Source organism: Klebsiella sp. K-3, from assembly GCF_051207495.1.
In the GTDB taxonomy this organism is placed as follows: domain Bacteria; phylum Pseudomonadota; class Gammaproteobacteria; order Enterobacterales; family Enterobacteriaceae; genus Klebsiella; species Klebsiella aerogenes.
The window spans coordinates 167,632-194,303 of record NZ_JBPNXF010000001.1 but is presented as its reverse complement, the minus strand read 5'-3'; the positions used below and the strand labels follow the sequence as shown (position 1 = coordinate 194,303).

Annotated in this window: 29 protein-coding genes, 1 other RNA gene and 1 other annotated feature; of the genes, 14 read left to right on the top strand and 16 right to left on the bottom strand. The window is 54.8% G+C overall.

Annotated elements, in window-relative coordinates:
* Positions 1-28: 28 nt before the first annotated feature.
* The 5 genes from recR to ACSEMK_RS00915 form a co-directional block, all read right to left on the bottom strand.
* Positions 29-634: a recombination mediator RecR gene (gene recR / locus ACSEMK_RS00935; RefSeq protein WP_113373763.1), complete on the bottom strand. Its 606-nt coding sequence runs from the start codon at positions 632-634 to the stop codon at positions 29-31.
* Positions 634-966, bottom strand: coding sequence for a YbaB/EbfC family nucleoid-associated protein (locus tag ACSEMK_RS00930; RefSeq protein WP_008805448.1), 333 nt, complete (start codon positions 964-966; stop codon positions 634-636). Before ACSEMK_RS00930 ends, recR begins: the two co-directional genes overlap by 1 nt.
* A 57-nt stretch (positions 967-1,023) precedes the next feature.
* The gene (gene dnaX, locus ACSEMK_RS00925; RefSeq protein WP_430914433.1) at positions 1,024-2,934 is read right to left on the bottom strand and encodes a DNA polymerase III subunit gamma/tau; all 1,911 of its coding nucleotides are present in this window, start codon (positions 2,932-2,934) and stop codon (positions 1,024-1,026) included.
* Positions 1,627-1,691, bottom strand: a sequence feature (DnaX frameshifting element). (Overlaps the previous gene by 65 nt.)
* A gap of 92 nt (positions 2,935-3,026) precedes the next feature.
* Positions 3,027-3,578 carry an adenine phosphoribosyltransferase gene (apt, locus tag ACSEMK_RS00920; protein WP_047076200.1) on the bottom strand — a complete coding sequence of 184 codons (552 nt, stop codon included), beginning with the start codon at positions 3,576-3,578 and terminating at the stop codon, positions 3,027-3,029.
* 150 nt (positions 3,579-3,728) lie between these two features.
* Positions 3,729-4,106: a DUF454 family protein gene (locus ACSEMK_RS00915; RefSeq protein ID WP_015704615.1), complete on the bottom strand. Its 378-nt coding sequence runs from the start codon at positions 4,104-4,106 to the stop codon at positions 3,729-3,731.
* A gap of 69 nt (positions 4,107-4,175) precedes the next feature.
* Here ACSEMK_RS00915 and priC point away from each other — a divergent pair, with 69 nt between their 5' ends.
* Complete coding sequence (priC, locus tag ACSEMK_RS00910) at positions 4,176-4,703, top strand: primosomal replication protein N'' (protein ID WP_213317119.1); 528 nt, start codon at positions 4,176-4,178, stop codon at positions 4,701-4,703.
* A 12-nt stretch (positions 4,704-4,715) separates the two neighbouring features.
* Complete coding sequence (gene rsmS, locus ACSEMK_RS00905) at positions 4,716-4,889, top strand: pleiotropic regulatory protein RsmS (RefSeq protein WP_015704613.1); 174 nt, start codon at positions 4,716-4,718, stop codon at positions 4,887-4,889.
* 37 nt (positions 4,890-4,926) lie between these two features.
* Here rsmS and mscK read toward each other — a convergent pair whose 3' ends face one another.
* Complete coding sequence (gene mscK / locus ACSEMK_RS00900; RefSeq protein ID WP_430914434.1) at positions 4,927-8,271, bottom strand: mechanosensitive channel MscK; 3,345 nt, start codon at positions 8,269-8,271, stop codon at positions 4,927-4,929.
* A 129-nt stretch (positions 8,272-8,400) separates the two neighbouring features.
* A complete protein-coding gene (gene acrR / locus ACSEMK_RS00895; RefSeq protein ID WP_045393528.1) occupies positions 8,401-9,051 on the bottom strand; it encodes a multidrug efflux transporter transcriptional repressor AcrR in 651 nt (216 codons plus the stop codon).
* Positions 9,052-9,192: 141 nt separating this feature from the next.
* Here acrR and acrA point away from each other — a divergent pair, with 141 nt between their 5' ends.
* From acrA to ACSEMK_RS00865, 6 genes are all read left to right on the top strand, one after another.
* The gene (gene acrA / locus ACSEMK_RS00890) at positions 9,193-10,392 is read left to right on the top strand and encodes a multidrug efflux RND transporter periplasmic adaptor subunit AcrA (RefSeq protein WP_087860356.1); all 1,200 of its coding nucleotides are present in this window, start codon (positions 9,193-9,195) and stop codon (positions 10,390-10,392) included.
* Between the two features lie 22 nt (positions 10,393-10,414).
* Positions 10,415-13,561 carry a multidrug efflux RND transporter permease subunit AcrB gene (gene acrB / locus ACSEMK_RS00885; RefSeq protein ID WP_015704610.1) on the top strand — a complete coding sequence of 1,049 codons (3,147 nt, stop codon included), beginning with the start codon at positions 10,415-10,417 and terminating at the stop codon, positions 13,559-13,561.
* Between the two features lie 472 nt (positions 13,562-14,033).
* Positions 14,034-14,408 (top strand): Hha toxicity modulator TomB, encoded by a 375-nt coding sequence (gene tomB, locus ACSEMK_RS00880; protein WP_271032005.1) that lies wholly within the window; start codon positions 14,034-14,036, stop codon positions 14,406-14,408.
* 26 nt (positions 14,409-14,434) lie between these two features.
* Positions 14,435-14,653 carry an HHA domain-containing protein gene (locus ACSEMK_RS00875; RefSeq protein ID WP_015367918.1) on the top strand — a complete coding sequence of 73 codons (219 nt, stop codon included), beginning with the start codon at positions 14,435-14,437 and terminating at the stop codon, positions 14,651-14,653.
* Between the two features lie 131 nt (positions 14,654-14,784).
* Complete coding sequence (gene maa / locus ACSEMK_RS00870; RefSeq protein WP_213317116.1) at positions 14,785-15,345, top strand: maltose O-acetyltransferase; 561 nt, start codon at positions 14,785-14,787, stop codon at positions 15,343-15,345.
* A 128-nt stretch (positions 15,346-15,473) separates the two neighbouring features.
* Positions 15,474-15,938 (top strand): YlaC family protein, encoded by a 465-nt coding sequence (locus ACSEMK_RS00865; RefSeq protein ID WP_087860358.1) that lies wholly within the window; start codon positions 15,474-15,476, stop codon positions 15,936-15,938.
* Here ACSEMK_RS00865 and ACSEMK_RS00860 read toward each other — a convergent pair.
* Positions 15,913-17,367, bottom strand: coding sequence for a PLP-dependent aminotransferase family protein (locus ACSEMK_RS00860; protein ID WP_430914479.1), 1,455 nt, complete (start codon positions 17,365-17,367; stop codon positions 15,913-15,915). The two genes, ACSEMK_RS00865 and ACSEMK_RS00860, sit on opposite strands and share 26 nt — an antisense overlap.
* Before the next feature lie 102 nt (positions 17,368-17,469).
* Between ACSEMK_RS00860 and ACSEMK_RS00855 the strand changes: the two genes are divergently transcribed.
* The gene (locus tag ACSEMK_RS00855; RefSeq protein ID WP_087860360.1) at positions 17,470-18,180 is read left to right on the top strand and encodes a GNAT family N-acetyltransferase; all 711 of its coding nucleotides are present in this window, start codon (positions 17,470-17,472) and stop codon (positions 18,178-18,180) included.
* On the opposite strand, the gene ykgO is transcribed toward ACSEMK_RS00855, so the two are convergent.
* Positions 18,177-18,317, bottom strand: a complete 141-nt coding sequence (gene ykgO / locus ACSEMK_RS00850; protein WP_003859006.1) for a type B 50S ribosomal protein L36 — start codon at positions 18,315-18,317, stop codon at positions 18,177-18,179. The genes ACSEMK_RS00855 and ykgO overlap by 4 nt on opposite strands.
* 2 nt (positions 18,318-18,319) lie before the next feature.
* A complete protein-coding gene (locus tag ACSEMK_RS00845; protein WP_015367923.1) occupies positions 18,320-18,580 on the bottom strand; it encodes a type B 50S ribosomal protein L31 in 261 nt (86 codons plus the stop codon).
* Between the two features lie 222 nt (positions 18,581-18,802).
* Here ACSEMK_RS00845 and ACSEMK_RS00840 point away from each other — a divergent pair, with 222 nt between their 5' ends.
* Complete coding sequence (locus tag ACSEMK_RS00840; protein WP_271032004.1) at positions 18,803-20,362, top strand: EAL domain-containing protein; 1,560 nt, start codon at positions 18,803-18,805, stop codon at positions 20,360-20,362.
* A 40-nt stretch (positions 20,363-20,402) separates the two neighbouring features.
* Here the strand turns inward: ACSEMK_RS00840 and ACSEMK_RS00835 are convergent, their stop codons facing one another.
* A complete protein-coding gene (locus ACSEMK_RS00835; RefSeq protein WP_015367925.1) occupies positions 20,403-20,756 on the bottom strand; it encodes a DUF1428 domain-containing protein in 354 nt (117 codons plus the stop codon).
* A gap of 88 nt (positions 20,757-20,844) precedes the next feature.
* Complete coding sequence (locus ACSEMK_RS00830) at positions 20,845-21,459, bottom strand: YczE/YyaS/YitT family protein (RefSeq protein WP_087860363.1); 615 nt, start codon at positions 21,457-21,459, stop codon at positions 20,845-20,847.
* Positions 21,460-21,546: 87 nt separating this feature from the next.
* Here ACSEMK_RS00830 and ACSEMK_RS00825 point away from each other — a divergent pair, with 87 nt between their 5' ends.
* A complete protein-coding gene (locus ACSEMK_RS00825; protein WP_087860364.1) occupies positions 21,547-22,974 on the top strand; it encodes a PLP-dependent aminotransferase family protein in 1,428 nt (475 codons plus the stop codon).
* A gap of 132 nt (positions 22,975-23,106) precedes the next feature.
* On the opposite strand, the gene ACSEMK_RS00820 is transcribed toward ACSEMK_RS00825, so the two are convergent.
* From ACSEMK_RS00820 to ffs, 3 genes are all read right to left on the bottom strand, one after another.
* Positions 23,107-23,322, bottom strand: a complete 216-nt coding sequence (locus tag ACSEMK_RS00820; RefSeq protein WP_015367928.1) for a hypothetical protein — start codon at positions 23,320-23,322, stop codon at positions 23,107-23,109.
* A complete protein-coding gene (locus ACSEMK_RS00815; RefSeq protein ID WP_015367929.1) occupies positions 23,319-23,576 on the bottom strand; it encodes a hypothetical protein in 258 nt (85 codons plus the stop codon). Before ACSEMK_RS00815 ends, ACSEMK_RS00820 begins: the two co-directional genes overlap by 4 nt.
* A 313-nt stretch (positions 23,577-23,889) precedes the next feature.
* Positions 23,890-23,986: signal recognition particle sRNA small type (gene ffs, locus ACSEMK_RS00810), an RNA gene on the bottom strand.
* A gap of 254 nt (positions 23,987-24,240) precedes the next feature.
* Here ffs and ACSEMK_RS00805 point away from each other — a divergent pair.
* Positions 24,241-24,639, top strand: a complete 399-nt coding sequence (locus ACSEMK_RS00805) for a hypothetical protein (protein WP_032705506.1) — start codon at positions 24,241-24,243, stop codon at positions 24,637-24,639.
* Positions 24,640-24,699: 60 nt separating this feature from the next.
* Entirely contained in the window at positions 24,700-25,014 is a 315-nt protein-coding gene (locus ACSEMK_RS00800; protein ID WP_087860365.1) for an MGMT family protein, read from the top strand.
* 38 nt (positions 25,015-25,052) lie between these two features.
* Here the strand turns inward: ACSEMK_RS00800 and ACSEMK_RS00795 are convergent, their stop codons facing one another.
* Entirely contained in the window at positions 25,053-25,565 is a 513-nt protein-coding gene (locus ACSEMK_RS00795) for a YbaY family lipoprotein (protein WP_020079459.1), read from the bottom strand.
* A gap of 220 nt (positions 25,566-25,785) precedes the next feature.
* Between ACSEMK_RS00795 and tesB the strand changes: the two genes are divergently transcribed.
* Complete coding sequence (gene tesB, locus ACSEMK_RS00790; RefSeq protein ID WP_087860366.1) at positions 25,786-26,649, top strand: acyl-CoA thioesterase II; 864 nt, start codon at positions 25,786-25,788, stop codon at positions 26,647-26,649.
* Positions 26,650-26,672 lie beyond the last annotated feature (23 nt).

Below are 26,672 nucleotides of genomic sequence, written 5' to 3'. Positions count from 1 at the left end.
GGAGGCGGCGAACGCAGCCTCCATTTGTTCAGAAAATAATCTTGTGACGCCCGGCCAGTGAGTGCGACAGCGTGGTGCCGTCGACCATTTCCAGCTCGCCGCCAACCGGAACGCCGTGGGCGATGCGGCTGGCGTCAACGCCATACTGCGCGCAGAGCTCAGCGATGTAGTTGGCCGTCGCCTCGCCTTCAACCGTTGGGTTGGTGGCGAGGATCAGCTCGCTGATTGACTCGGCTTCAAGACGTTGTTCAAGACGATCGAGCCCGATGTCATCCGGCCCGATGCCGTCAAGCGGCGACAGGTGGCCCATCAGCACGAAGTAGCGGCCGGAATACTGCCCGGTCTGCTCAATGGCGTAGATGTCCGCTGGACTCTCCACCACGCAGATCTGACCGTTTTCCTTGCGACGCGGATTGCTGCAAATATTGCACACCTCCTGCTCGGTGAAGGTGCGGCAATCGGCGCAGTGGCCGATTTCCGACATTGCGCGCGTCAGCGCCTGCGCCAGACGCATACCGCCGCTGCGATCGCGCTGCAGTAGCGTAAACGCCATGCGCTGCGCCGACTTGGGGCCAACGCCCGGCAGACAGCGAAGCGCTTCCATAAGCTGAGTTAACAGCGGGCTGGTTTGCATCAGAACGGCATCTTGAAGCCTGGCGGCAGCTGCATGCCGGCAGAAACGGAGGCCATTTTCTCTTTCTGGGTCTCTTCAATGCGGCGCGCAGCGTCGTTGAACGCGGCAGCCACCAGATCTTCCAGCATCTCTTTGTCGTCTTCCAGCAGGCTTGGGTCGATTTCCACGCGACGGCAGTTATGCGCGCCGTTGATGGTCACTTTTACCAGACCCGCGCCGGACTCACCGGTCACTTCCAGCTGCGCGATCTCTTCCTGCATTTTCTGCATTTTGTCTTGCATCTGCTGGGCCTGTTTCATCAGGTTACCCAGGCCGCCTTTTCCACCAAACATAGGCTTCTCTCTCAGTAAGTCATCGTTAAGGGTACTGAACGCCAGTCAGACTGGCGATCAAATGGGGCGGATACTCTCTTCATCCAGATCGGCATCGAAGAATCTCCGCAGGGTCTGGATGTTGTTATCCGCAATAATCGCCTCGCGCGCCTGCGCGAGCTTCTCTTCATAAATTGCCTGCCGCCACTCCAGCGGCGTACGCATCGCCGAATTATCGTCTTCAACGATGGTCAATTCAACCGGCGCGCCGTACAACACGCCCAGCGCTTCGGCCAGTTTCTGCTGTGCGCCGGCGGAATTAAGATGCCGCTGACTCGGGCGCAGATGCAGGCAAATGCGGTTGCCGTCCTGCTCTTTCCACGCGTTCAGCGCGACCTGCTCAACCAGTTTCGGTACCACCAATTGGCTCACTTCCGCCGCCCAGCTATCGCGCTCGACCGCTTCCACGGCCAGTTTCGCCGCCAGCTCCGGCGTTTTTTCATGCTCCAGCGCTTTTTTCAACGCTTTTGGCGTGGCGACTTCGACTTTGGTCTCTTCAATCGGAGCCGTCGATTTCCAGCGATAGGCTTCTTTTTTCGCCGGGGCCTGCTCAAGCGCGGCCGCAGCCGGACGAGCCTGTACGCGCTCGGTAATCGAACTCAGTCGTTCCAGCGCAGCGTTATTCACCGGCCGCGCGCGGGATGCGGCTGCCGGTTCACTCTTTTTTGGGGTGGTCGCTCCCGGGGTTCGCTGCAGCCGACTGCGCGCCGCCAGCACCTGGCTGGTGCTTTGCGGCAGATTCTGCGGCGGCGCTGATGGCGACGATACGGGCGGTGCCGCTTGTGGTACCGGCGCAGAGGTTGGAACCTGAACGGGCTTCACTTCCGGCTCCGGCAGCGGCTGGCGAGGATGAAACGCCAGCGCGCGCAGCAGCGTCATTTCAACTCCCATACGCCGGTCCGGCGCATAAGGCAGCTCTTTGCGGCCAATCAGCAGCGTCTGATAGTAAAGCTGCACATCAGCCGGCGGTACGGTACGAGCCAGCTCGCGCATTCGTAGCTCGACGGCGGCCATATCCGCCCCCAGCGCCGATGGCGAGAGCTGGACCATCGCGATACGGTGCAGCAGGCTTTGCATTTCCACCAGCAGCGCTTCCCACTCAACGCCGCGCGCGGCGGCGTCGCTGACGCCTGCCATCACGCGCTCGCCGTCGGCGGCCACCAGCGCTTCTATCAAGGATAGCGCCTGATCGTCATCGAGGGTGCCGAGCATTTCGCTGACGGACTGCGCGCTTAAGCGGCCATCGCCGCTGGCGATGGCCTGATCGGTCAGGCTTAACGCATCGCGCAGGCTGCCATCCGCGGCGCGCGACAGCAGCTGCAGCGCGCGCGGCTCAAACGCGATCTGCTCTTCGCCAAGAATGTGTTCAAGCTGATGGCGGATCTGTTCGACATCCAGCGCCTTGAGGTGGAACTGCAGGCAGCGGGATAAAATCGTCACCGGCAGTTTTTGCGGATCGGTAGTCGCCAGCAGGAATTTGACGTGCGCGGGCGGCTCCTCCAGCGTTTTCAATAACGCGTTGAAGCTGTGACGCGACAGCATGTGCACTTCATCGATCAGGTAGACCTTGAAGCGACCGCGGGCCGGCGCGTACTGGACGTTGTCAAGCAGATCGCGGGTATCTTCCACTTTGGTGCGCGAGGCGGCATCGATCTCGATCAGATCGACAAAGCGGCCTTGTTCTATTTCGCGACAGTTATCGCAGACGCCGCACGGCGTCGCGGTAATACCGCTTTCGCAGTTTAACCCCTTCGCCAACAGCCGGGCGATGGAGGTTTTCCCTACTCCGCGGGTACCGGAAAAGAGATATGCGTGATGGATGCGCCCTAACGATAAGCCGTTCGCCAGTGCGGTCAGCACATGTTCCTGGCCGACGACGTCAGCAAAGGTTTGTGGGCGCCATTTACGGGCTAAGACCTGATAACTCATGGGCTGGCTCTGAAACGCTGGAAGGTGAATTCACGAGGGGGTAATGCTATCACAGCCCCGCCGGATCGGCGAGGCTATGTGTCGGGATTTGCTTAGTGGCCCGGGAAAGGCACCAGGCTAAAGCAATTGATGCCCAGTTTTTCCAGGCGCTGTTCGCCGCCCAGATCGAAAAGATTGATAATAAAAGCGGCATCGTGAACTTCGCCGCCCAGGCGACGAATCAGCTTCACGGTGGCGTCAATGGTGCCGCCGGTCGCCAGCAGGTCATCAACGACCAGCACTTTATCGCCTTTTTTGATGGCATCAACGTGGATTTCCAGCTGATCGGTGCCATATTCAAGCTCATAGCTTTCGGCGATGGTTTCGCGCGGCAACTTGCGCGGCTTACGAACCGGAACAAAGCCAACGCCCAGCGCCAACGCAACCGGGGCGCCGAACAGAAAACCACGCGCTTCGGTCCCCACCACTTTGGTGATGCCGGCGTCTTTATAACGCTCGGTTAGCAGTTCAATGCTAAGCGCATAGGCTTTAGGGTCTTCCAGCAAGCTGGTGACATCGCGGAAAAGGATGCCCGGTTTCGGATAATCCTGGACGCTTTGGATGCTGTTTTTCAGATATTCAAGCTGCTGTGCAGTTGCGGTCATAAGTGTATGCCTGATTGAAACGGTGTTACCCACGGGCGTGCAAAATGGGCCAAAGAAACATTTGTTTAACCTTTGACCAGGCTTACCCGCGCTCGAAAACGCCAGAATTTACTGGCTGTCGCCAACAATTGCAACAGGCATTATTGCGCATCAGTGCTTTTGTTGCTTTGCGTCAACCACCGGAATGCGCCACATAAATATCAGCAGGCAGGCGAGGATTGCCAGCAACAGGATGCGCACCCACATAAGCTTAACCAGCCACAGAGAAATGGCAAAGGTCAGTAAAATCATGATAATGGCTCGCGGCTTGGCTCCCGGCGGCATCGCCCGGTATTGCTGCCAGTGGCGAAGATAGCCGCCAAACCACGAGCGATACAAAAGCCAGTGGTGAAAGCGCGGCGACGAGCGGGCAAAACACCACGCGGCGAGCAGGATAAATGGCGTTGTCGGTAACAGCGGTAAGAAGACGCCCAGCGTCCCCAGCACTACCGCCAGCCAGCCAATGATGATTAAAATAATACGTGGCATAATGCGAATCGTTATCAAGCAGATGTCGCTACTGTAGCACAGTTGCTGAGTAGGGAATGGAGGAGTTATTTGAAAACAACCCGGCTTTTACAAACGCTGAAAAATCAGCTGGCCGAGCTGGCGCTTCAGGTGGAGCCGCTGTCCAGCCACGCTACGCTGAGCCCGCGTTTCGACCGCCAGCTGTTCCGTACCCGCGACACGCAGATGCAGGCATATCTCGACGAAGCGCGGCACAATCTCGCCGAACTCCAGCATGCCGTTGAGCATCAGCATCTGCCCCAGGTCGCCTGGCTCGCCGAGCGGCTGGTGGCGCAAATTGCCGCCATTAGCCGTGAGACGGCGACCTGGTCGTTACGCCAATGGGACAGCGCCTCGCCGACGCTAAACCGCTGGCAACGCCGCCGCCTGCAGCACCAGGAGTATGAGCGCCGCCTGTTGGCGATGCGCAACGATCGTCAACGCCAGCTGGCGTCGGCAACAACCCTTGCTGAACAGCAACGGCTAACGAAAGAGGTCGAGGCCTATGCCGGGCGCCTGGCCCGCTGTCGCGATGCGCTGGAAAAAATTGAAAACGTACTGGCGCGTTTAACGCGCTAACAGGAGAGGATTATGTCGCTGGAAAATGCACCCGACGAGGTCAAACTGGCCGTCGATTTAATCATGTTGCTGGAGGAAAACCGGGTCAGCGCAAAAACGGTGCTGGGAGCGTTAGATATTATTAAGCGCGACTATGAAAACAAACTGAAAAATGCCCAACCTGACGCGCCTTTGTCAGAAGAATAAAACGAATCGGGGCGGCATATGCCACCCCGATTAGCGATTATGCGACGCCTGGCGCCGTATCATCCCCTTTATTATCGCGCTTCACTTCCGTCACTTCATCTCCCTTCTCGTTACGCAGATGAACTTCCAGCTGGTTGAAGGCAATATCGATATTGTTTTCACGGCACAGGCGATCGATCGAGCGGTTAAGTTCGTCCACAGCGTAGCTGCGATCGCGCAGTTCACGCACGTAGAGGCGCAGTTCATGATCCAGCGTGCTGGCGCCGAAGGTGGTAAAGAAGACCGACGGCGCCGGTTCCTGCATCACTTTCGGATGTTCATGCGCCGCCTGCAGCAGCACTTCTTTAACTTTATCGAGATCGGATCCATAAGCCACGCCCAGGCGAATCACCACGCGGGTGATGGTATCGGAGAGCGACCAGTTGATCAGCCGTTCCGTCACGAAGGCCTTGTTCGGAATAATCACCTCTTTGCGATCGAAATCGGTGATGGTCGTCGCGCGGATACGGATCTTACTGACGGTGCCTGAGAAGGTACCGATAGTGACCGTATCGCCGATACGCACCGGGCGTTCGAAGAGAATGATCAGGCCGGAGACGAAGTTACCGAAGATCTCCTGTAAGCCAAAACCTAAACCAACCGACAGCGCCGCGGCCAGCCACTGCAATTTATCCCACGACACGCCTAACGAGCCGAATACCGTCATCGCGCCGATGGCGATAATCGCGTAGTTGAGGATCGTCGTTATCGCATAGGAAGCGCCCTGGCGCATATTAAGACGCGACAGCACCAGCACTTCAAGCAGGCCCGGTAAGTTACGGATCAGCGCCCAGGCGACCATCGAGGCGACAATCGCAAACAGCAGGCTGCCCATGGTCACGCTTTTCATCACGCTGGCCCCGGCTTCAGTGCCGTTGTAGTGCCAGAGCGTAATGCTGTCGAGATAGGCGAACACGGTTATCAGATCGGACCAAATCGCCCAGAACAGCACCGCGAACAGCGCCACCATCACCAGCATGGTAATACGCAGCGTTTGCTGGTTAACCTGTTCGAGCGCGATCGTTGGCTCTTCCTGCGGTTCAGCGCCTTCCGCCCCTTCTTTCACCAGATGCTGGCGACGCGCCAGCGCCCGGCGCCAGGCAATACGTCGCGCCGCTACGCTCAGGCCGCGCAGCACGGTCTGGTACAGCAGGTTCCACATCATTACCAGATAGACGGTCTCAATCCAGCGGCCAGCCAGACGCAGCGTGGTATAGAAGTAACCGGTCGCCGTGAGGACCATCAGCGCGACGGGTACAATCGACAGCACGGTCACCGTCAGCAGGCGTAGGCTGTGCGACTCTTTGTCACGCCAGCTTTCGCGGCACATCGGCCACACCAGCACCGCAATCAGCAGCAGGTTGACGAAGATAACAAACTGCCCAAGTACATCGTCCATCAAATTAAGCGGAGAGAGCTCAGAAACAACCGACCAGAAATTCAGCGGCAGCAGCGCCAGGCTGACGCGGACGATCTGCCGTCGCCAGTGGCTGGTTAGCTGCGCGGGCATATTGAAATGCTTCACCGCCACGCCGTCTTTTTCCAGTACCTTCCAGCACAGGCCGAACACCAGCCAGAACATCGCCAGCTTCTTACTGTAAGCCCACAGCAGGTTGCTGACATTCAGCTGCATGGTCAGCAGGATAAGCCCGACGGCGAGGATGAGCAGCACCACCGGCAGCGCTCTGATCAAATCAATCAGGATCGCTTTTGGCGTGTTGAGCTGGGTATCGTTGCGTAACTGACCTACCTGAGAGGCCAGCTTCGCCTGGTAATCACGCAGCCACTGCAGGCGCCAGCGGATGAGACCGGCAATCAGCAGCAGCGGCAGCCCGGCAAGGAACGCGATAAACACCGCCGGCCAGGCTTTTTCCCAGTTGACGGTGATTTTCATCGATTTGAACTGGCCTTTCAGCGCTTCCGGGAAGGATTTAATCCACTCCCAATCCATCGGCTTATTGCTGTTCACCCAGAAAATCTGCTGGGTCAGAATTGATTTCAGATTGCTGGAGACGCTCATCAACTGCTGCTGGTTAATCTGCAGGTTGATGGCCATCATCAGCTGGTTCCCCAGCTGTTTGTTAAACTGGTCGAGCAATTCACGGCGCATGTCCACAACCTCCAACAGGGCGGCGTGAACCTCCGGCGTGACTTCGCTGCTATGGCCCTCTTCCAGTTTTGCCACGAAGGCATCGCTCTGGAATAACGCATCGCGCTGCTGGTTAACTTCAAACTGCTCCAGGCGTAGGTCGGCGATGCGGTTGGTCATATCCTGCAGCTCATCCGCTGATGGCAACGTTTGCTGCTGCTGATAAAGGATACGCGACAGCAGCAGGCTGCCTTTCAATACGGAAATCTGCTCTTTGATATCGCGTTCGGACTGCAGCGCGCGGTCGAGCCAGTTTTTGACTCTGATATTACGCTGCACCAGCTGGTTGCCGTTTTCGGTCGCCTGAATCAGCTTTTCGCTGAGCTGGTGGTTGACATCAAGCTCCTGCTTAACCAGCGGATTATTTTGGATCCGCGTAGTCTCCTCCGGCGAGACCGCTTCCTGAGCGGTTTTCTCGGTGAGCGTCAGTCGCTTGCTGTTCACCGCTTCCTGTAAGAGCTGTAGCTGATGTTCCAACCGGTTGCTGTGGGCGGTGACGTAGTCGCGCTGTTTCTGCAGCGTATCCTGCAGAACGGTATTGCCTTCCAGGCTCTTACGCTGCTGTTCGATCTCCGCATTCAGCAACGCCTGCTGCGCCAGCAGCAACCCCTGCTGCGTCGGGCGCAACGTCTCTTCGCCCGGCGCGGTGCCGTTGAGGCGGTTACGAATTTGCTGTAATTGCTGAGAGGCAGAATACATCGCGTTCTGCACGCGCTCCGGCTGAGTCTGCAGCGAAACTAATTGGCTGTTGTAGGTCGCCAGATCGTTCTGCGCGCTTTGCAGATCGTCGAGCGCCTGGGACACGCGCGACTCAAGCTGTCGCAGCGACAACGTGCTCAGAGTTTTACGGGTGACTTCATCATCAGGAACGTCGCTCAGCGCATTCAGACTGTCTACCGCCTGACGCATTTTCGCCGGCGCCTGTTCAACCTGCTGACGCAGTTGAACGGTTTCAGACTTTATACGTTCAATCTTATCGAGCGTTTCTAAAGTCTGAGTCAGGTCCTGCTGAACTAATTTTTCCTGCGGCGTGAGTTCTTTTTGCTTATTTAGCGTAGTGAGCTGGCTTTGAATGTCAGAACGGTCAGGTAAATCTGCAGCCTGAACCTGGCTGAAGCTCAGAGTGCCAACTATAAGGACCAGTGCAAAGACAATGGTGGAAATAGCATGAGGCCAACGATTTGTATGCTGCATAGTATTAACATGAATGGTTGCAAATGCCGGAGAATACCGGGGGTCGTCGCAGCGCGCAGAATAGCACTTCTCCCTGCGCACGAATAGCGGCAGAGATAAGTAAAATTTACCTTTATTTACTGCTGGTCGTCAGGCCACAATTGCAGACGGGCTACGCAACGATGGACAGGTTTGGTACATCTCAATGAGCGTGTCTACATAAGCGCGGGCTTCCGCATGGAGATTAAAGGTCTCGGGCGCAAAGAGCCAATTTTCCATTAATCCGGAAAGATAACTGCGCATCAGAATTGCCGCACGGCGAGTGAGTAAATTCGCAGGTAATTGTTGAGCAGTGATACACTCTTTTAATGTTTGCTCAATACGATCGTAGCTTTCAAGCCATAAACTGCGCTGTGCTTGTTGGACAACGGCCATTTCTCCGACAAATTCGCATTTATGGAAGATGATTTCCATCATCAGGCGTCTACGTTCCTCTACTACCGTCGCTTCGAGGATATAGACCAGTATTTCGCGAACAACTGACAGTGGATCGTTAGGGAATTTTGCCCGATACTCAACTTCGAGATCGCTAATGCTGGCGTCAGAGAGACTCCATATTTCATTAAACAGATCGGATTTGTTTTTGAAATGCCAGTAAATCGCGCCCCTGGTCACTCCGGCAGCTTTTGCAATCGCGGCCAACGAGGTAGATGATACGCCTTGCTGCGAAAACAAACGCAGGGCAACGTCAAGAATCAGTTGCCGGGTTTCAAGTGCCTGTTGTTTGGTTTTTCGTGCCATAGGTTGATGACTTTACAGAGGTTGCGTTTACATACATTTGTGAATGTATGTACCATAGCATGACCATAATAGAAAGACTGAAGTGGGTTTGTGGACGTTTGAGCCACTGAAAATTTGAAATTGGACACTCGAGGTTTACATATGAACAAAAACAGAGGGTTAACGCCTCTGGCGGTCGTTCTGATGCTCTCAGGCAGCTTAGCGCTAACAGGATGTGACGATAAACCGGCTCAACAAGGAGCCCAGCAAATGCCGGAAGTCGGTATTGTCACGCTCAAATCCGCACCTCTACAAATCACCACTGAACTTCCTGGTCGTACCAATGCTTATCGTGTCGCAGAAGTCCGTCCTCAGGTAAGTGGCATTATTCTGAAACGTAACTTCACTGAAGGCAGCGATATTCAGGCGGGGGTGTCTCTTTATCAGATCGATCCGGCAACCTATCAGGCAAGCTATGAAAGCGCCAAAGGCGACTTAGCGAAAGCCCAGGCCGCCGCAAACATCGCTCAGTTGACGGTTAAACGCTACCAGAAACTGGTTGGTACCAAATACATCAGCCAACAAGAATATGATTCAGCCGTTGCCGATGCTCAGCAAAGCAACGCCGCCGTCGTTGCCGCCAAGGCTGCTGTTGAAACTGCGCGTATCAATCTGGCTTATACCAAAGTGACTTCGCCAATCAGCGGACGCATCGGTAAATCTACGGTCACCGAAGGCGCGCTGGTGCAAAACGGGCAAACTACCGCGCTGGCTACCGTTCAGCAGTTGGATCCTATCTATGTTGACGTTACCCAATCGAGCAACGATTTCCTGCGTCTGAAACAGGAACTGGCGAACGGTAAACTGAAGCAGGAAAACGGTAAGGCCAAAGTCGAACTGGTCACCAATGACGGCCTGAAGTACCCGCAAGAGGGTACGCTGGAATTCTCCGATGTTACCGTTGACCAGACCACCGGTTCTATCACGCTGCGCGCTATCTTCCCGAACCCGGACCACACTCTGCTGCCAGGGATGTTCGTCCGCGCACGTCTGGAAGAAGGTATTAACCCGGATGCGCTGCTGGTTCCACAACAGGGCGTTACCCGTACCCCGCGCGGCGATGCCAGCGTAATGGTGGTCGGCGAAGGCGACAAAGTTGAAGTTCGCCAGGTCACCGCAACTCAGGCTATCGGCGATAAGTGGTTAGTGACCGAGGGTCTGAAATCAGGCGATCGCGTGATCGTCGCTGGCCTGCAAAAAGTCAAACCAGGCGTACAGGTAAAAGCGCAGGAAGTAGCTTCAGACAACCAACAGCAAACCGCCGGCAACGCGAACGCTCAGTCTGAACAAACCAAGTCTTAACTTAAACAGGAGCCGTTAAGACATGCCTAATTTCTTTATCGATCGCCCCATATTTGCATGGGTGATCGCCATAATCATCATGTTGGCCGGGGGGCTTTCAATTATGAAACTCCCCGTGGCGCAATATCCAACGATTGCGCCGCCAGCAGTGACGATCTCGGCCACCTACCCGGGGGCTGATGCGAAAACGGTGCAGGATACCGTGACACAGGTTATCGAACAGAACATGAACGGTATCGATAACCTGATGTACATGTCCTCAAACAGTGACTCCACCGGTACGGTGCAGATCACCCTTACCTTCCAGTCCGGTACTGACGCAGATATCGCCCAGGTACAGGTGCAGAATAAGCTGCAGCTGGCGATGCCGCTGCTGCCGCAGGAAGTACAACAACAGGGCGTGAGCGTGGAGAAATCCTCCAGTAGCTTCCTGATGGTTGTCGGGGTTATCAACACTAACGGCACCATGACGCAGGAGGATATTTCCGACTACGTGGGCGCCAATATGAAGGATGCCATCAGCCGTACCTCCGGCGTCGGCGACGTTCAGCTGTTCGGTTCCCAGTACGCGATGCGTATCTGGATGGACCCGACGAAGCTAAACAACTTCCAGTTGACTCCGGTAGATGTCATCAACGCCATTAAAGCGCAGAACGCCCAGGTCGCGGCAGGTCAGTTAGGCGGTACGCCGCCGGTGAAAGGCCAGCAGTTGAACGCCTCGATCATCGCCCAGACGCGTCTGACTTCCGCTGATGAATTCAGTAAGATTCTGCTGAAAGTCAATCAGGATGGTTCACAGGTTCGTCTGCGCGACGTGGCGAAAGTTGAGCTCGGCGGCGAAAACTACGACATCATCGCGAAGTTTAACGGCCAACCGGCTTCCGGTCTGGGGATTAAACTGGCCACCGGCGCTAACGCCCTGGATACCGCCAACGCCATCCGTGCCGAGCTGGCGAAGATGGAACCGTACTTCCCGTCAGGCCTGAAAATCGTCTACCCGTACGATACTACCCCGTTCGTGAAAATCTCTATTCATGAAGTGGTAAAAACGCTGGTGGAAGCGATCATCCTGGTGTTCCTGGTCATGTATCTGTTCCTGCAGAACTTCCGCGCCACGCTGATCCCGACCATTGCAGTACCGGTGGTATTGCTTGGGACATTCGCCATCCTGGCGGTGTTTGGCTTCTCGATAAACACCCTGACGATGTTCGGGATGGTGCTGGCCATCGGCTTGCTGGTGGATGACGCCATCGTGGTAGTAGAAAACGTCGAGCGCGTAATGGCGGAGGAAGGATTGCCGCCGAAAGAAGCGACCCGTAAGTCGATGGGTCAGATTCAGGGCGCGCTGGTCGGTATCGCGATGGTGCTGTCTGCGGTATTTATCCCGATGGCCTTCTTCGGCGGTTCAACCGGCGCGATTTATCGCCAGTTCTCGATCACTATCGTTTCCGCGATGGCGCTGTCGGTACTGGTAGCGCTGATTCTGACGCCAGCGCTGTGCGCCACCATGCTGAAACCGATTCAGAAAGGCGGCCATGGCGAGCACAAAGGCTTCTTTGGCTGGTTTAACCGCATGTTCGATAAGAGCACGCACCATTACACCGACAGCGTAGGCAACATTCTGCGTAGTACCGGTCGTTACCTGGTGCTGTATCTGATTATCGTCGTCGGTATGGCCTACCTGTTCGTTCGTCTGCCAAGCTCCTTCTTGCCGGACGAAGACCAGGGCGTGTTCTTGAGTATGGCGCAGCTTCCGGCGGGCGCGAGTCAGGAACGTACGCAGAAAGTCCTCGACGAGATGACTGACTACTACCTGACCAAAGAGAAGAACAACGTTGAATCGGTGTTCGCGGTTAACGGTTTTGGTTTTGCAGGTCGCGGTCAGAACACCGGTATCGCCTTCGTGTCGTTAAAAGACTGGAGCGAACGCCCGGGTTCAGAAAACAAAGTTGAAGCGATTACCGGTCGCGCGATGGCCCGTTTCTCGCAGATTAAAGATGCGATGGTCTTCGCCTTTAACCTGCCGGCGATCGTCGAACTGGGTACCGCTACCGGCTTTGACTTCCAGCTTATCGATCAGGGTGGTTTAGGGCATGAGAAATTAACTCAGGCGCGTAACCAGCTGTTTGGTATGGTCGCGCAGCATCCCGATCTGCTGGTCGGCGTGCGTCCTAACGGCCTGGAAGATACGCCGCAGTTCAAGATCGATATCGATCAGGAAAAAGCGCAGGCGCTGGGTGTTTCAATTAGCGACATTAACACCACCCTCGGCGCAGCGTGGGGCGGCAGCTACGTCAACGACTTCATCGACCGCGGTCGCGTGAAGAAAGTGTACGTCATGTCTGAAGCGAAATACCGTATGCTGCCAGAAGATATCGGCAACTGGTATGTACGCGGCAGCGATGGCCAAATGGTGCCGTTCTCCGCCTTCTCCACTTCCCACTGGGAATATGGTTCACCGCGTCTGGAGCGTTACAACGGTCTGCCATCGATGGAAATCCTCGGTCAGGCAGCCCCGGGCCGCAGTACGGGTGAAGCGATGGCGATGATGGAACAGCTGGCAAGCAAACTGCCTTCTGGCGTCGGCTACGACTGGACCGGTATGTCCTATCAGGAACGCCTGTCAGGCAACCAGGCCCCGGCGCTGTACGCTATCTCGCTTATCGTCGTCTTCCTGTGTCTGGCGGCGTTGTACGAGAGCTGGTCGATTCCGTTCTCCGTCATGCTGGTGGTACCGTTGGGTGTTGTTGGCGCGCTGTTAGCGGCAACCTTCCGCGGGCTGACTAACGACGTTTACTTCCAGGTCGGCCTGCTGACGACCATCGGCCTGTCGGCGAAGAACGCGATACTTATCGTTGAATTCGCCAAAGACCTGATGGAAAAAGAAGGCAAAGGCCTGATTGAAGCGACGCTGGAAGCGGTTCGTATGCGTCTGCGCCCAATCCTGATGACCTCTCTGGCGTTTATCCTCGGGGTAATGCCACTGGTTATCAGCTCAGGCGCAGGTTCCGGCGCGCAGAACGCTGTCGGTACCGGCGTAATGGGCGGGATGGTGACCGCGACGGTTCTGGCGATCTTCTTCGTGCCGGTGTTCTTCGTGGTGGTTCGTCGCCGCTTCAGTAAGAAAACTGAAGATATTGAGCATAACCATCCGGTTGAGCATCATTAATCTTGCTTAAGCTAAGGGCCGCGTTTGCGGCCCTTTTTCTTTAGGGGTATTTAAACGCACACATTGTTATTGTTTATTTTACGTTCTGACATATAATATACATTGATGAACGTTGTTCTATCTTTATCAAGATTTCCGTTATCGGCTTCACCATCAGGCTTTATTCAGAATATTCTTAATCACCAACAACTTCCCGACAACCTTCTCGCTGCAGGCAGGCGTCAATCAGATAAACTGATGATATATAAGGCTGACGTTCCAGTTTCGCCAAACATAAAAGGAATCCGTATAATAGGATCTGTTTTTTTAAGATAAATTAACCGTATTTATTGTAATTTTTCGTAATAGCACGGTGAAATGTTTTTGAGACTGGATTATAGTTAAATCACAGGATTACAATGTTTGAGCCTGGTCTTCATCCCACAACGGTGTTTGTTAGTCGTCGTTTAAACCACTTACAAGGGGATGTGTTATGGACGAGTACTCGCCAAAAAGACATGATATCGCGCAGCTTAGATATCTCTGCGAAACCCTGTATCATGACTGCCTTGCAAACCTGGAAGAGAGCAACCGCGGCTGGGTTAACGACCCCACTTCGGCGGTGAATCTTCAATTAAATGAATTGATCGAGCACATAGCAACTTACGCGCTTAATTATAAAATTAAGTATGCTGAGGATAATAAGCTGATTTCTCAGCTTGACGAATACCTGGATGACACTTTTATGCTGTTCAGTAGTTATGGCATAAACACAAGCGATCTCCAAAAATGGCGCAAATCAGGCAATCGCCTATTCCGATGCTTTGTCAACGCCAGCCGGGAGAACCCGGCGAGTCTTTCTTGTTAGAATTATTACATTCAAAAGGTGAAATGATGTCTGGTAAACCATTAACTAAAACAGACTATTTGATGCGTTTACGCCGCTGTCAGACAATTGATACGCTGGAGCGCGTAATTGAAAAGAATAAATATGAACTTTCCGACAATGAATTGGCGGTATTTTACTCAGCAGCCGATCATCGTCTTGCTGAATTGACCATGAATAAGCTATACGACAAAATCCCAACTTCAGTATGGAAATTTATCCGCTAGTTCATTTTCTGTCATTAATACAACGGCACCTCAACAGGGATTGATCAGAATATTAAACGTCTGAGTCCCGTATTGCTGCATATGAAACCGGTTTCGCTTTATACTGTTTCTTCTTTAACCAGGAGAAGACCATGAGCGAAGAGAAAAGGAAAATGATCGCCGGCGAGCCATATCTGGCTGGAGACGCCACCTTAAAAGCAGACCGCCTGCACGCCAGGCAGGTACTGCACCGTTACAATCACTCTGTGCCGGATGAACGCGAAATACGCGCCACGCTGCTGGCTGAACTTTTTGGCAAGGCGACCGACGCCTATATTGAACCCACTTTCCGCTGCGATTACGGCTATAACATCAGCCTCGGCGCCAATTTTTACGCTAACTTTGACTGCGTGATGCTCGATGTTTGCCCGATCCGGATTGGCGATAACTGTATGCTGGCGCCGGGCGTGCATATCTATACCGCCACCCATCCACTGGATCCGACGGAACGCAATAGCGGTATTGAGTACGGAAAACCGGTGGTTATCGGCCATAACGTGTGGATTGGCGGCCGGGCGGTTATCAACCCCGGCGTAACAATCGGCGACAACGCGGTTATCGCATCCGGCGCCGTGGTGGTGAAAGATGTGCCGGCCAATGCGGTGGTCGGCGGTAATCCTGCAAAAATCATCAAGCAGCTATTAACCGAATAATAGTAACTGTTATGCTTTTCTGTAACTGATCTGTTACTTTAACCCCAGTCTCCGGCAACATAAAATAACTGCCAAACTGAGCCGTAGAGCCTGAAATGCCGGGCTCTACGAAGAATTCGGGGATTAAAATGACAGAAATACAGCGCCTGCTAACCAACACCATTGAGGAACTGAACGAAAAAGAAAAACGCGATAATCGCCCGCGTTTTAGTATCAGTTTTATTCGCAATCACCCGTGGCTATTTGTCGCCATGTACGCCGCCTTTTTGGCCACTCTCGTCGTCATGCTGCGCTCTGAGACGCTGGTTGATTCCGTATGGCTGCTGGTCGTCCTGTTTGTTCTGTTGAACGGCTTTTTCTTCTTTGACGTCTACCCGCGTTACCGTTATGAAGATATCGACGTGCTCGATTTTCGCGTCTGTTATAACGGCGAATGGTATAACACCCGTTTCGTCCCTGAGCAGCTGATTGACGGTATTCTGCAATCGCCGCAGGTCGCTCATGAGCAGAAAGCCCAACTGCAGAAAATGATCGCCACGAAAGGTGAACTCTCGTTCTACGATGTTTTCACCTTGACCCGCGTTGCTGCTTGATTAGCCGGTTCAACGTCCGCAGCGCCGGTACGAAATGCGCCGCTGATGTATTACCATATCCCAACACCAGGCCGCTACGCGCGGTCTGCTGGTTAAGATAAAAGCGGCTTAGCGCCGCTGGTGCCATTTGATAACGTCGCGCCTGCTCGACAATTTGCACATCGTCGATGCCATCAATGGCGACGGTTAAATGCAGCCCGCCCTCTCCGCCCCAAATCTCATTCGCCAGCGCGAATTCGCTTGCGACCGCCTCGCGTAACAGCTGCTGACGCCGACGATACAACCGGCGCATTGAAGCCAGATGGCGCGCATAATGCCCCTCTTCGATGAACAGCGCCAGCGCACGCTGCTCCAGCCGATGGCCGCCGCGCAACAGCGCGCCGATCGCCTCCTGCGCCGCCTCGGCCAGCGCCGGAGGCATTACTGCAAATCCTATCCTAAGTGACGGGAAGAGCGTTTTACTGAAGGTACCAAGGTAAACCACCGGCGCCTGCGCCACCATGCCGAGCATCGCCTGAATGGGTTCGCCGCTGTAGCGAAACTCGCTGTCATAGTCATCTTCAATAATCCACGCATCATGCTGGCGGGCATACTCCAGCAACGCCAGACGGCGCCCGGCGCTCATCACCGCCCCGCTCGGATACTGGTGCGAAGGTGAGGTAAAAATAAGCCTCGGCGCCCGCTCTTCCGCGGTATCTGGCCGCATGCCATCGCTATCAACCGCAATTCCCTTTATTTGCAGACCGGCTTTAATAAACACGCTTTTGGCGCCGAAATAACCGGGCTCTTCGACCCAGGCGGTATCCCCCGCCTCGCTCAGCAGATGCGTGCAAAGATTAACCCCCTCCAGCGCGCCTTCAGTGATCACAATTTGCCGCGCTGTGCAGCGAATGCCCCGGGATAAGGTCAGATGACGGGCAATCGCCTCGCGCAGCGCCGGTTCACCGGCCGCCTCCCCATACCCAAGAATCGTGCTGCCGTCCTCGCGCAGCACCCGATCGAGCAAACGGCGCCAGATAGCCAGCGGGAAGTAGTTCACCGCGGGCATGCCGGTAGTCAGCAACAGTGCCGGCGAATCCCGTCGCCCCGGCAGCGGTAGTGCGCGCAAGCGCTCAGGTAACACAACCTTTGGCGGCGTCGGTTCGCTTTCCACCAGCGTATTGAGCGCCGCGACATAAGTCCCCTGACGACTGCGGATCAGATATCCCTCTATCGCCAGCTGTTCTAGCGCGCTGTTCACGGTATTGCGCGATACGCCAGCACGCTGAGCAATAACGCGCGCCCCCGACAACCGGCTATGACTGAGTAGCTCGCCCTGTAAAATGGCCTCGCGCAGCGCCTGATAGAGCGCGCGCTGTAGCGTCGCGTCTCCCCGCTGCTGTATCCCGCGCGTCAGCAGGGTAAAAAAAGCATCGTCCGGAATATTCATCATGGCTCCTCGTGGCACCATCAAAAGATACCCTTATGGCCCTTTTTATGGAACCAGTAGACGTTTAATCTCAGGACTCTTCCCGCAAACAGGACTTGACCGATGACGCAATACAACCAATTTAACCAACTCGTTGGCGACGCTTTACCTGACTGGCAGCCGCGTCCCTGGCCGCAGCGCCAGACCTTGCAAGGACAGTCATGCCGCCTGGAACCGCTTGCCGTTAAACACGCGCAAGCGCTGTTCAACGCCTATCGACAGGCGCCTGATACCCGCGCCTGGACCTGGCTTTTGCGTGAACCGGAAAACAGCGTTGCCGAGTTCAGCGCCTGGATTGCCAGCATCAGCGAGCTAAACGATCCGCTTCACTTCGCGGTGATTGATGAACGCAGTGGGCAACCGGTCGGATCGCTAGCGCTGATGCGTATTGACGCCAAAAACGGCGTCGTTGAAGTCGGCCATGTTCACTTTTCGCCGCTGCTAAGCCGCAAAGCAATGGCCACCGAAGCACAGTGGCTGCTGATGCGTTATGTCTTTGAGTCGCTCGGCTACCGCCGCTATGAGTGGAAATGCAATAGCCTGAATGAACCATCGCGGCGCGCGGCGCTGCGCTTAGGCTTTCAGTTCGAGGGGCGCTTTCGACAAGCGCTGGTGATAAAAGGCCACAATCGCGATACCGACTGGTTTTCCATTATTGATAGCGAGTGGCCGCAGGTGGATAGCGCAATGCGTCAGTGGCTGGCCGCCGGTAATTTTGATGCCAACGGCCAGCAATATCGCACGCTGGAGAGCTTTCGCAAGCCTACGAATTAACGCCGTTTTTTACGCCCCTGCACCGCTTTAAAGCGCGGGTTACTTTTGCAGATAACGTACAACCGCCCTTTGCGTTTCACTATCTGGCAATCCGGGTGGCGCTGTTTAGCGCTACGCAATGAGTTCAGTACCTGCATATTTAGCTCCTTTTGGCATCAATAAAACCACCGAAGCGCTGACGGAAACGGGCGGCGCTACCTTCGGTGGCATGCGTTTTCTGCTTACCGGTGTAATACGGATGGGATTTAGACGAAACATCTAAGGTGACATACGGATAGGTCACGCCATCCAGTTCAATCTCACGCTCGGTTTTAATGGTGGATCCCACTTTGAAGTACTCGTTCACGCTCGTATCGTGGAAAACGACGGTACGGTAGTGCGGATGAATATTAGCTTTCATGGCGAACCTCAATCAATATGTTATAACATAACAATTAAGGTACACCGTTCATAGCTAAAGATCAACCATACGAAATTAGCGGCTTCAACGAGCACCACGCGGAGCCTCAATGGACGATGATTTGCGGCCCCCTCCCCTCCAAATCGCGGTATTCGCGATCCGAGTCTTTTTTCCGCTTTCGCGTATACTCTGTGCAATCCCCGTTAAAATAAGGACATACCCATGACGACTCGCCATTTAATGAGTCTGGTTACAGGGGTGCTTATTCTCGCTATCGTACTCCCCATCGCCCTAAGCATCTGGCTGGCAATGCGTCAGGCGCAGGCGCAGTTTTATAGCGAGCTCGACCACTACTCAAAGCGTATTGTGATGCGCGTGGAACAGGTCGCCACTCAGGCCAAAGAAGCATTACAAGAAGCCGATGCTCACAGCGCCACCGCCTGTTCACCAGAACATTTGCTGAATATGCGCCGCATTGCCTACACCCATCGCTACGTGCAGGAGGTACTATGGTTGCGTAATTCGGTACCGATGTGCTCATCACTTGAAGATCATCGGGTTTCAGTGACATTCCCACAACCCGATCACGTGACCGCCGACGGCTACAGTACCTGGCTTACCTCGATCAATGACCTCGGCCTGCAACATCGCATGACCGCCTTCGGCAACAAAAATCATATTGTGATGATCGACCCGATATCATTTATTGATGTTATTGCCAGCGGCCAGGAAAAGATCCATACGATATTATTCGGCTCTGAGCACGATCAGGTGGTGATCAGCAGCCAACCTCTCGATCCCGCGGTTTGGACGCGAATTAAAAACCTCCATAGCGAGACGCTAACGCTGAATGACACCGTCTATCGCGTGCATATTATCCCGGAACTGGGTCTTGGCGTCGCAAGTTGGTCGTCCACGCAGCCCCTGGATGCGCGCCTTCGCCAGCAGCTGCTGTTATGGCTGCCGATAGGGCTCTTTACCAGCCTGTTGACCTCTTTTTTACTTCTACGCCTGCTGCGCAGATTACGTTCGCCACGTTATGGCATGCTGGATGCGCTGCAATCCGATGCCATCCAGGTTTACTATCAGCCGATAGTCTCGCTGGAAGATGGCAAAATCGCCGGCGCAGAAGCGCTGGCCCGCTGGCAGCAGCCGGATGGCACTTTTTTATCACCCGATATCTTTATCCCGCTGGCTGAGCAAACCGGGCTTATCACCCGGTTGACCGAAGATATTGTGCGCAAAATCTTCGCCGACCTCGGCCCCTGGCTGCGCCAACATCCGCAGATGCATGTCTCCATAAATCTGTCGGTTGATGACCTGCGCTCGCCTACATTACCCACGCTACTCAAGGAGCAGCTGGCGCGCTGGGGAGTCAATGCGGAACAGATCCCTCTTGAGCTTACCGAACGCGGTTTTGTCGATCCGCAAACCACCCTGCCGGTAATTATTGGCTATCGCCAGGCGGGACACCGGATCTCGATCGATGATTTCGGCACCGGCTATTCCAGCCTCAGCTACCTGCAGACGCTGGATGTGGATACGCTGAAGATCGACAAGTCATTTGTCGATACGCTGGAATATAAGCCGCTGACGCCGCATATCATTGAGATGGCGAAGGCGCTGAATCTGGCGATTGTCGCCGAAGGGGTGGAAACGCCCGCTCAGCGCGACTGGCTGCGCGCGCATGGCGTCAATTACGCGCAAGGCTGGCTGTATTGTAAGGCGCTACCGAAAGAGGAATTTGTTCAGTGGGCGGAACATAATATTAAAGCGCATTAATTCATGTGCGGCGCGCTGGCAACCAGTCGCGCCGCCGGATTTACTCGTCAAGAATCGGCGCAAACCCACCGAAGATCATACGCTTGCCGTCAAAAGGCAAGCTATCGCTAAGCGCTTTGATCCGCGGGTCGCTCATCATTTTCGCATTGGCCGCATCCCTGATCTCCTTAGACGGGTACTCGATCCAACTGAAAACCACTTCCTCATCCGCCTGCGCTTTAACCGACATGCGGAAATCCGTCAGCTTCCCTTCCGGGACATCATCCGACCAACACTCCACCACGCGCGTGGCGCCAAACTCTTTAAATAGCGGCGCCGATTTTGCTGCCAGTTCGCGGTATGCCTCCTTATTTTCCGCAGGGACGGCAACGACAAAACCATCAACATACTTCATGAGTGAGTCTCCGAAGTGAACAGCGCCGGCGGCATATCCGTCGGCGTCTGAGTGATAAGTTTAGTCGCTGCTATCGCGAACGGCGATTTCAGGACGCCAGCTCCCGGCTTTTCACCGCCGCGCTGACTGGCCGCGGTTGACGGAACCAGGGTAAAAACAGCTGGATCAGCGGGCCGATAGCAAAGGCGTAAACCACGGTGCCGACCCCTACTTTGCCGCCCAGCAGCCAGCCAATTAGCAGCACCGAGACTTCGATGGCGGTACGGATACCACGCAAAGACCAGCCGGTTCGCGCATGCAATCCGGTCATCAGGCCATCACGCGGCCCGGGACCAAAACCGGCGCCGATATACATCCCGGTAGCTATCGCATTCATCACTACCGCGCCGGCTAGCAGCAGACTACGCGCGGGCAGCGATTCCAGCGGCGGAAGTACCGCGAGCGTGGCATCGGCAGCAAGGCCAAGCACGATGACATTGCTAATGGTACCGAGACCCGGCATCTGACGCAGCGGGATCCACAGCAGCAGCACCGCGGCGCCGGTCACAATAATCACCGTGCCGAAACTGATATTAAGCTGTTTCGCCACCCCCAGATGAAACACATCCCACGGATCGGCCCCGAGGTTGGCATGGACGAATAACGCCGTCGACACGCCATAGAGAACCAGACCAATATAAAGTTGTAGCAAGCGACGGACCATAAACACCTCAGTATGTATTGCGAATGCCCCCATCATCAGCAAAAATGGATTGGTAATTAATGGCCAGTTTTTTAAAAGTGGATCGCTATGTCAGTACGTCGTTTTGGAACACAATCACTGGTACGCCTGCTCGGCAACTGGCAGTCCCCTTCCTCGCGCGCGCCGCTGTGGCGGCAGCTGGCGGAAGCGCTGCGTCTGTTGATCCTCGATGGACGGCTGGCGCTGGAGACCCGTCTGCCCGGCGAACGAGAACTGGCGACGGCGCTAAATGTTAGCCGCACCACTATCGCCAGCGCGCTGGGGTTATTGCGAGAAGAAGGCTATCTGCAAAGTCGCCAGGGGAGTGGTTCACGCATTGCGCTACCTGCCGGTCCGCTACTTCCCGGCGAGCAGACGCTTTCGGCGCCATCGGTCAATCTCGCCACCGCCGCCCTCAGCGCCGGACCGGAGATTCATCAAGCCTACAGCCACGCGCTGACGCTGATGCCGCAGTATTTGTCCTATACCGGGTATGATCAGCAGGGGTTAGTCGATTTGCGCGCAGTCATTGCCCGCCGCTATAGCGAACGCGGCCTGCCGACGCAGGCGGATGAAGTGATGATTGTGAATGGCGCGCTGAGCGGATTTGCCCTGGTACTGCGTCTGTTAACCGGGCCTGGCGACCGGGTGGTGGTTGACGCGCCCTCTTACCCGATGGCGATTAACGCTATTCGCGGCGCCTCCTGCCGACCGGTAGGCGTCGCGTTACCGGAAAAGGGCTGGGACTGCGACGGCCTGGCGGCGACCATTGCGCAAACTTCGCCGCGGCTGGCCTTTATGATGCCGGATTTTCATAATCCCACCGGTCGCTGCATGGATAGCGAAACCCGGCAGCGCGTCGCCGATTTGGCCGCCAGCACGCGAACGACGCTGGTCGCCGACGAAACGATGGTCGATTTATGGTACAACGCCCCGCCGCCGGCGCCGCTGGCGGCTTTCAATCCGGAAGCGCCAATAATCACTATTGGTTCAGCGGGTAAAACGTTCTGGGGAGGACTGCGAATTGGCTGGATCCGCGCCCCGGCGCGGACTATTGCCTCGCTCATCCAGGCGCGGGATACGCTCGATCTCGGTTCGCCGCTGCTGGAACAGCTGGCTTGTTGTTGGCTACTTGAGAACGAACAAACACTGTTGCCGCAACGGCGGGCAATGCTGGCCGCGCGTCGTGATATGTGCGCTGCGTTGATGGCGGAATATTTTCCCCACTGGCGCTTTTCCGTCCCCGAGGGCGGGCTATCGTTTTGGGTGGAGCTGCCGGAGATGTTGGCAACGCAGTTCTCGGTGCGCGCTGAGAATGCCGGCATTCATATCGGCACCGGTACGCGATTCGGTCTGGAAGGTGCCTTCGACCGTTATTTACGTTTGCCTTTCACGCTACCAGATACGGAATTGCGCAACGCCTTCAGCATTTTACAACCGCTGTGGCAGACTCTTACGCAACAGAAAGAAATGGCGAGAACACGTAAAATTATATAATAAAATATCGACGGGCTGCGATCAGCCCGTCAAAAACCACCATCCATGATGAATATGAGATGTTTTATAAAATTGCAGTTCCATCTTGCCCACGCCGCATGTCATTACGATGACAGCGGTGTAGTGATTTCATTAATGCTGGCGCGGAATAGGAAAACCTTTTAGCGAAATAATAAAGCCATCGTCATCTTTTTTAATTTTTGCGCCGGTTTCACACCAGTCGGAAGCAATGCGAAAAAACTCATCACTACCGATATTCCAGTTCAGGCGCACGTGCTTAACGTACCCGGAACGCAGCAGGTCACAGGCTTCACTGTAACTGCTGGCTGTAGAGAATTGTTGTTTCATCTTTTCTTCTTCAGAAGTTTTCGTAATGCTTTGATTTCTTTAGGGGTTAACGGCGACGCTTCCTCTTCGGTATGCTGGTTATCAATATCCTCATGCGAAACCCCCGCCTCGTCTGCTGAATCAATGGCCGCAAGCGCCAATTGCAGCAGCTTCTCCGTAGCCGTGCCTAAATTCTCGTTATTCACTTCCGCATAATGACGCAGTTTATCTTTTAACTCTGCGTCAATTTTCACATTCAGAACTACTGTGGTCATGATCACGCTTCCCGTGCAATAAAATCATCATAATTAATACACGAAGTTAACATCTTGATCCAGAGATATTATTTATCCTTAATAATATCTGGTAATTCCAGGAAATAATTTGCCCATTATATATGACATGAAGATGACATTAGTATGTCATTATTATTTCATATTTATGACAATGCAAAATTAAGGAATGAAAAAGAGTCGTTTTAATCACGTAAAACAATAAATGAGGTGAAGCTGCCTATAATGGTAGCAGAGAATAAAAGCACATCAAATGAAGGGAAATTAAATCAGGACCGCCAGAATTGGGTGGGGACCCTGCCAGCTACATCCCGGCACACACGTCGTCTGCTCTGGCTGCTTCCTTCCGGACCTGACCTGGTAAACAGAGTAGCGTTGCGGGAGAACCAACAGAGCCCCCATTGAGAGCGTTGATAACCAACGCGCTGGCGCATTATCCCTATAGCACTCCTGAATTGCAAGCCACTCGCGTCCAGCTGCTGGTTTATTACGCAAAACGTTGGATTTCACAGCAAATAGTGCCTTCACAAGGCCATACGTCCCAGCAATGAAAAAGATTGCGAGCCCCATCGCGGCACACTTTACCGCAACCCGCCATACTTATTCGTCCTGTATCTTTTCAACGTGTAGCCGCTACGGTAATCGCATGACTCAATCGCCACGCCCCACCACCACCTTGCCCATGCCCGCCATTGATGGCGTAACCGTACCCTTTCACGGCATGAATTTTCTACGCCCCGAGCTGCTGCTGGATTTCGTCAGCGTCAGTCCCGCGCCGTTGTTATCAGTGACCCCCGTCGCCCTGCTCTTTTCCACGGTGGGCGTGTTGCAACACGTCGAGCTGCGTAAGCTGCCCGTTGAGGTCAAAGGCAAGGTGGTCTATCCCATTTCATCACTCAAATACCCGACGCTGCGCGGCAAACTGATTATCAATGCGCAATCACAGCGGCTGAAATTTCTTGAAAGCCTGATCGCTACCAGCCCGCATGACAATATTCACGGTATGCAGATCCTCGGGCTGGCGCTGGAATTCACCGTCCTTTGACGGCTGTACAGCACGCGGGCTAGCGCTTATTCTGGGCTTTTCTCACGCGAAGGAGTGATGATGGAGGACGCCCACGACAGCTTTCCCCAGCGGGTCTGGCAGATAGTCGCCTCAATTCCAGAGGGGTATGTCACCACCTATGGCGATGTCGCTCTGCTGGCGGGTTCACCGCGCGCGGCGCGTCAGGTGGGCGGCGTGTTAAAGCGCCTACCGGAAGGCTCAACCCTGCCATGGCACCGGGTGGTGAATCGCCACGGCGATATTTCTCTGACCGGCCCCGACCTTCAGCGCCAACGCCAGGCGCTGCTGGCGGAAGGCGTCCAGGTCTCCGGCAGCGGTCATATCGACCTGCAACGCTATCGCTGGGTATATTAAGGGCAAAAAAATGCCCCTGAACAGGGGCATGAAGACGTTTATTGCGCCATCGGCGCCATATCGTTAGCCACCGGCACTGGCGCATGCTGCACCGGCACCAGCACCAGATCGGCGCGATTACCGCCCTGGGTAATCACGGTCTGTACGGTATCGGTAATAAACATCAGTTGGCCATTTACTGTGATCGCCGAACTCAGCAGGATCCGCGCGTTCGGTTTGATATCCGCCTGGTTATACGGCAGAACAAAGTTGAACGGCGCCTGCTTACCTTCTGTGCGGACCGCTTTTTGCGACAATACGCGGGCTGGCGCATCGGCGAGCGACGCATCGGACAACGTCACGGTCAGTACCGCATCCGGCGGTAACGCTACGCGTTGGCGAATATTGATAGTCCCGGAAACATTAGGCTGTTGCTGCGAGGAGCTCAGTGAGGCAATGCCGTAAGGATCGGGTGCCGTCGTCTGATGAGCGGCGTTGCTGTTCGGGTTATTCGCACAGGCGGATAAGGCCGCAGCAACGGCGATAGCACTTAACATATAGGCAAATTTCATTATGTTCTCCTTTTCATCCCTTTAGTCACAGGAGTACGTCCTGCCATCACGATGGCTAAGACATTAGTATCGTGAATAAGTGTGGCACAGATCTCAGAATAATTCCCGGAAAGGGGCATTTATTCAGATTATTACACCCATCGGACCACTTGAGATTCCAGGTTATACTTGCCCTCAATATGCGCTGCGTCAGCGCCGCTATCAATAATTGAGGGTATCTATGAGTCAGGCTCTAACCAATCTGCTGGCATTATTAAATCTGGAAAAAATTGAAGAAGGGCTGTTTCGCGGGCAGAGCGAAGATCTCGGCTTACGTCAGGTCTTCGGCGGCCAGGTGGTCGGTCAGGCGCTGTATGCCGCTAAAGAAACCGTGCCTGAGGGCCGCCTTATTCATTCCTTTCATAGTTACTTCCTGCGTCCTGGCGATAGCCAGAAACCTATCGTTTATGATGTTGAAGTACTACGAGACGGCAACAGCTTCAGCGCTCGCCGGGTGGCGGCTATCCAGCACGGTAAACCCATCTTTTACATGACCGCCTCGTTCCAGGCGCCGGAACCGGGCTACGAACATCAAAAAGCAATGCCGTCAGCGCCTTCACCGGAAGGCCTGCCCTCTGAAACCGATATCGCTCGTAAGCTGGCGCATCTGCTGCCGCCACAGGCGAAAGAGAAGTTTCTCAGCGACAAACCGCTGGAAATTCGCCCGGTTGAGTTCCATAACCCGCTAAAAGGCCACGTTGCCGAACCCACCCGCCAGGTGTGGATCCGCGCCAACGGCGTAGTACCGGATGATATTCGCGTCCATCAGTCGCTGCTGGGCTACGCGTCTGATTTTAATTTCCTGCCGGTGGCGCTGCAGCCACACGGCGTCGGCTTCCTTGAGCCTGGTATGCAGGTCGCCACCATCGACCACTCAATGTGGTTCCACCGCCCGTTTAACATCAACGAATGGCTGCTGTACAGCGTCGAAAGCACTTCCGCCTCCAGCGCCCGTGGCTTTGTTCGCGGCGAATTCTATACCCAGGACGGTATTCTGGTCGCCTCGACGGTGCAGGAAGGTGTCATGCGTAACCGCAATAACTAATTCGCAACGGGCCCACGGCGGGC

Bases quoted from the DNA above. Each gene is read 5' to 3' on its own strand.
- ACSEMK_RS00835 (WP_015367925.1), bottom strand. From the start codon at position 20,756: ATGAAGTATGTTGATGGTTTTGTCGTTGCCGTCCCTGCGGAAAATAAG.
- ACSEMK_RS00930 (WP_008805448.1), bottom strand. From the start codon at position 966: ATGTTTGGTGGAAAAGGCGGCCTGGGTAACCTGATGAAACAGGCCCAG.
- ACSEMK_RS00825 (WP_087860364.1), top strand. From the start codon at position 21,547: ATGTCAGTACGTCGTTTTGGAACACAATCACTGGTACGCCTGCTCGGC.
- acrB (WP_015704610.1), top strand. From the start codon at position 10,415: ATGCCTAATTTCTTTATCGATCGCCCCATATTTGCATGGGTGATCGCC.
- acrR (WP_045393528.1), bottom strand. From the start codon at position 9,051: ATGGCACGAAAAACCAAACAACAGGCACTTGAAACCCGGCAACTGATT.
- apt (WP_047076200.1), bottom strand. From the start codon at position 3,578: ATGACCGCAACTGCACAGCAGCTTGAATATCTGAAAAACAGCATCCAA.
- ACSEMK_RS00820 (WP_015367928.1), bottom strand. From the start codon at position 23,322: ATGAAACAACAATTCTCTACAGCCAGCAGTTACAGTGAAGCCTGTGAC.
- ykgO (WP_003859006.1), bottom strand. From the start codon at position 18,317: ATGCAGGTACTGAACTCATTGCGTAGCGCTAAACAGCGCCACCCGGAT.
- ACSEMK_RS00865 (WP_087860358.1), top strand. From the start codon at position 15,474: ATGACAGAAATACAGCGCCTGCTAACCAACACCATTGAGGAACTGAAC.
- maa (WP_213317116.1), top strand. From the start codon at position 14,785: ATGAGCGAAGAGAAAAGGAAAATGATCGCCGGCGAGCCATATCTGGCT.
- rsmS (WP_015704613.1), top strand. From the start codon at position 4,716: ATGTCGCTGGAAAATGCACCCGACGAGGTCAAACTGGCCGTCGATTTA.
- tesB (WP_087860366.1), top strand. From the start codon at position 25,786: ATGAGTCAGGCTCTAACCAATCTGCTGGCATTATTAAATCTGGAAAAA.
- ACSEMK_RS00830 (WP_087860363.1), bottom strand. From the start codon at position 21,459: ATGGTCCGTCGCTTGCTACAACTTTATATTGGTCTGGTTCTCTATGGC.
- ACSEMK_RS00795 (WP_020079459.1), bottom strand. From the start codon at position 25,565: ATGAAATTTGCCTATATGTTAAGTGCTATCGCCGTTGCTGCGGCCTTA.
- ACSEMK_RS00805 (WP_032705506.1), top strand. From the start codon at position 24,241: ATGACTCAATCGCCACGCCCCACCACCACCTTGCCCATGCCCGCCATT.
- ACSEMK_RS00915 (WP_015704615.1), bottom strand. From the start codon at position 4,106: ATGCCACGTATTATTTTAATCATCATTGGCTGGCTGGCGGTAGTGCTG.
- ACSEMK_RS00815 (WP_015367929.1), bottom strand. From the start codon at position 23,576: ATGACCACAGTAGTTCTGAATGTGAAAATTGACGCAGAGTTAAAAGAT.
- ACSEMK_RS00800 (WP_087860365.1), top strand. From the start codon at position 24,700: ATGGAGGACGCCCACGACAGCTTTCCCCAGCGGGTCTGGCAGATAGTC.
- recR (WP_113373763.1), bottom strand. From the start codon at position 634: ATGCAAACCAGCCCGCTGTTAACTCAGCTTATGGAAGCGCTTCGCTGT.
- ACSEMK_RS00840 (WP_271032004.1), top strand. From the start codon at position 18,803: ATGACGACTCGCCATTTAATGAGTCTGGTTACAGGGGTGCTTATTCTC.
- ACSEMK_RS00875 (WP_015367918.1), top strand. From the start codon at position 14,435: ATGTCTGGTAAACCATTAACTAAAACAGACTATTTGATGCGTTTACGC.
- dnaX (WP_430914433.1), bottom strand. From the start codon at position 2,934: ATGAGTTATCAGGTCTTAGCCCGTAAATGGCGCCCACAAACCTTTGCT.
- acrA (WP_087860356.1), top strand. From the start codon at position 9,193: ATGAACAAAAACAGAGGGTTAACGCCTCTGGCGGTCGTTCTGATGCTC.
- ACSEMK_RS00855 (WP_087860360.1), top strand. From the start codon at position 17,470: ATGACGCAATACAACCAATTTAACCAACTCGTTGGCGACGCTTTACCT.
- mscK (WP_430914434.1), bottom strand. From the start codon at position 8,271: ATGCAGCATACAAATCGTTGGCCTCATGCTATTTCCACCATTGTCTTT.
- tomB (WP_271032005.1), top strand. From the start codon at position 14,034: ATGGACGAGTACTCGCCAAAAAGACATGATATCGCGCAGCTTAGATAT.
- ACSEMK_RS00860 (WP_430914479.1), bottom strand. From the start codon at position 17,367: ATGAATATTCCGGACGATGCTTTTTTTACCCTGCTGACGCGCGGGATA.
- ACSEMK_RS00845 (WP_015367923.1), bottom strand. From the start codon at position 18,580: ATGAAAGCTAATATTCATCCGCACTACCGTACCGTCGTTTTCCACGAT.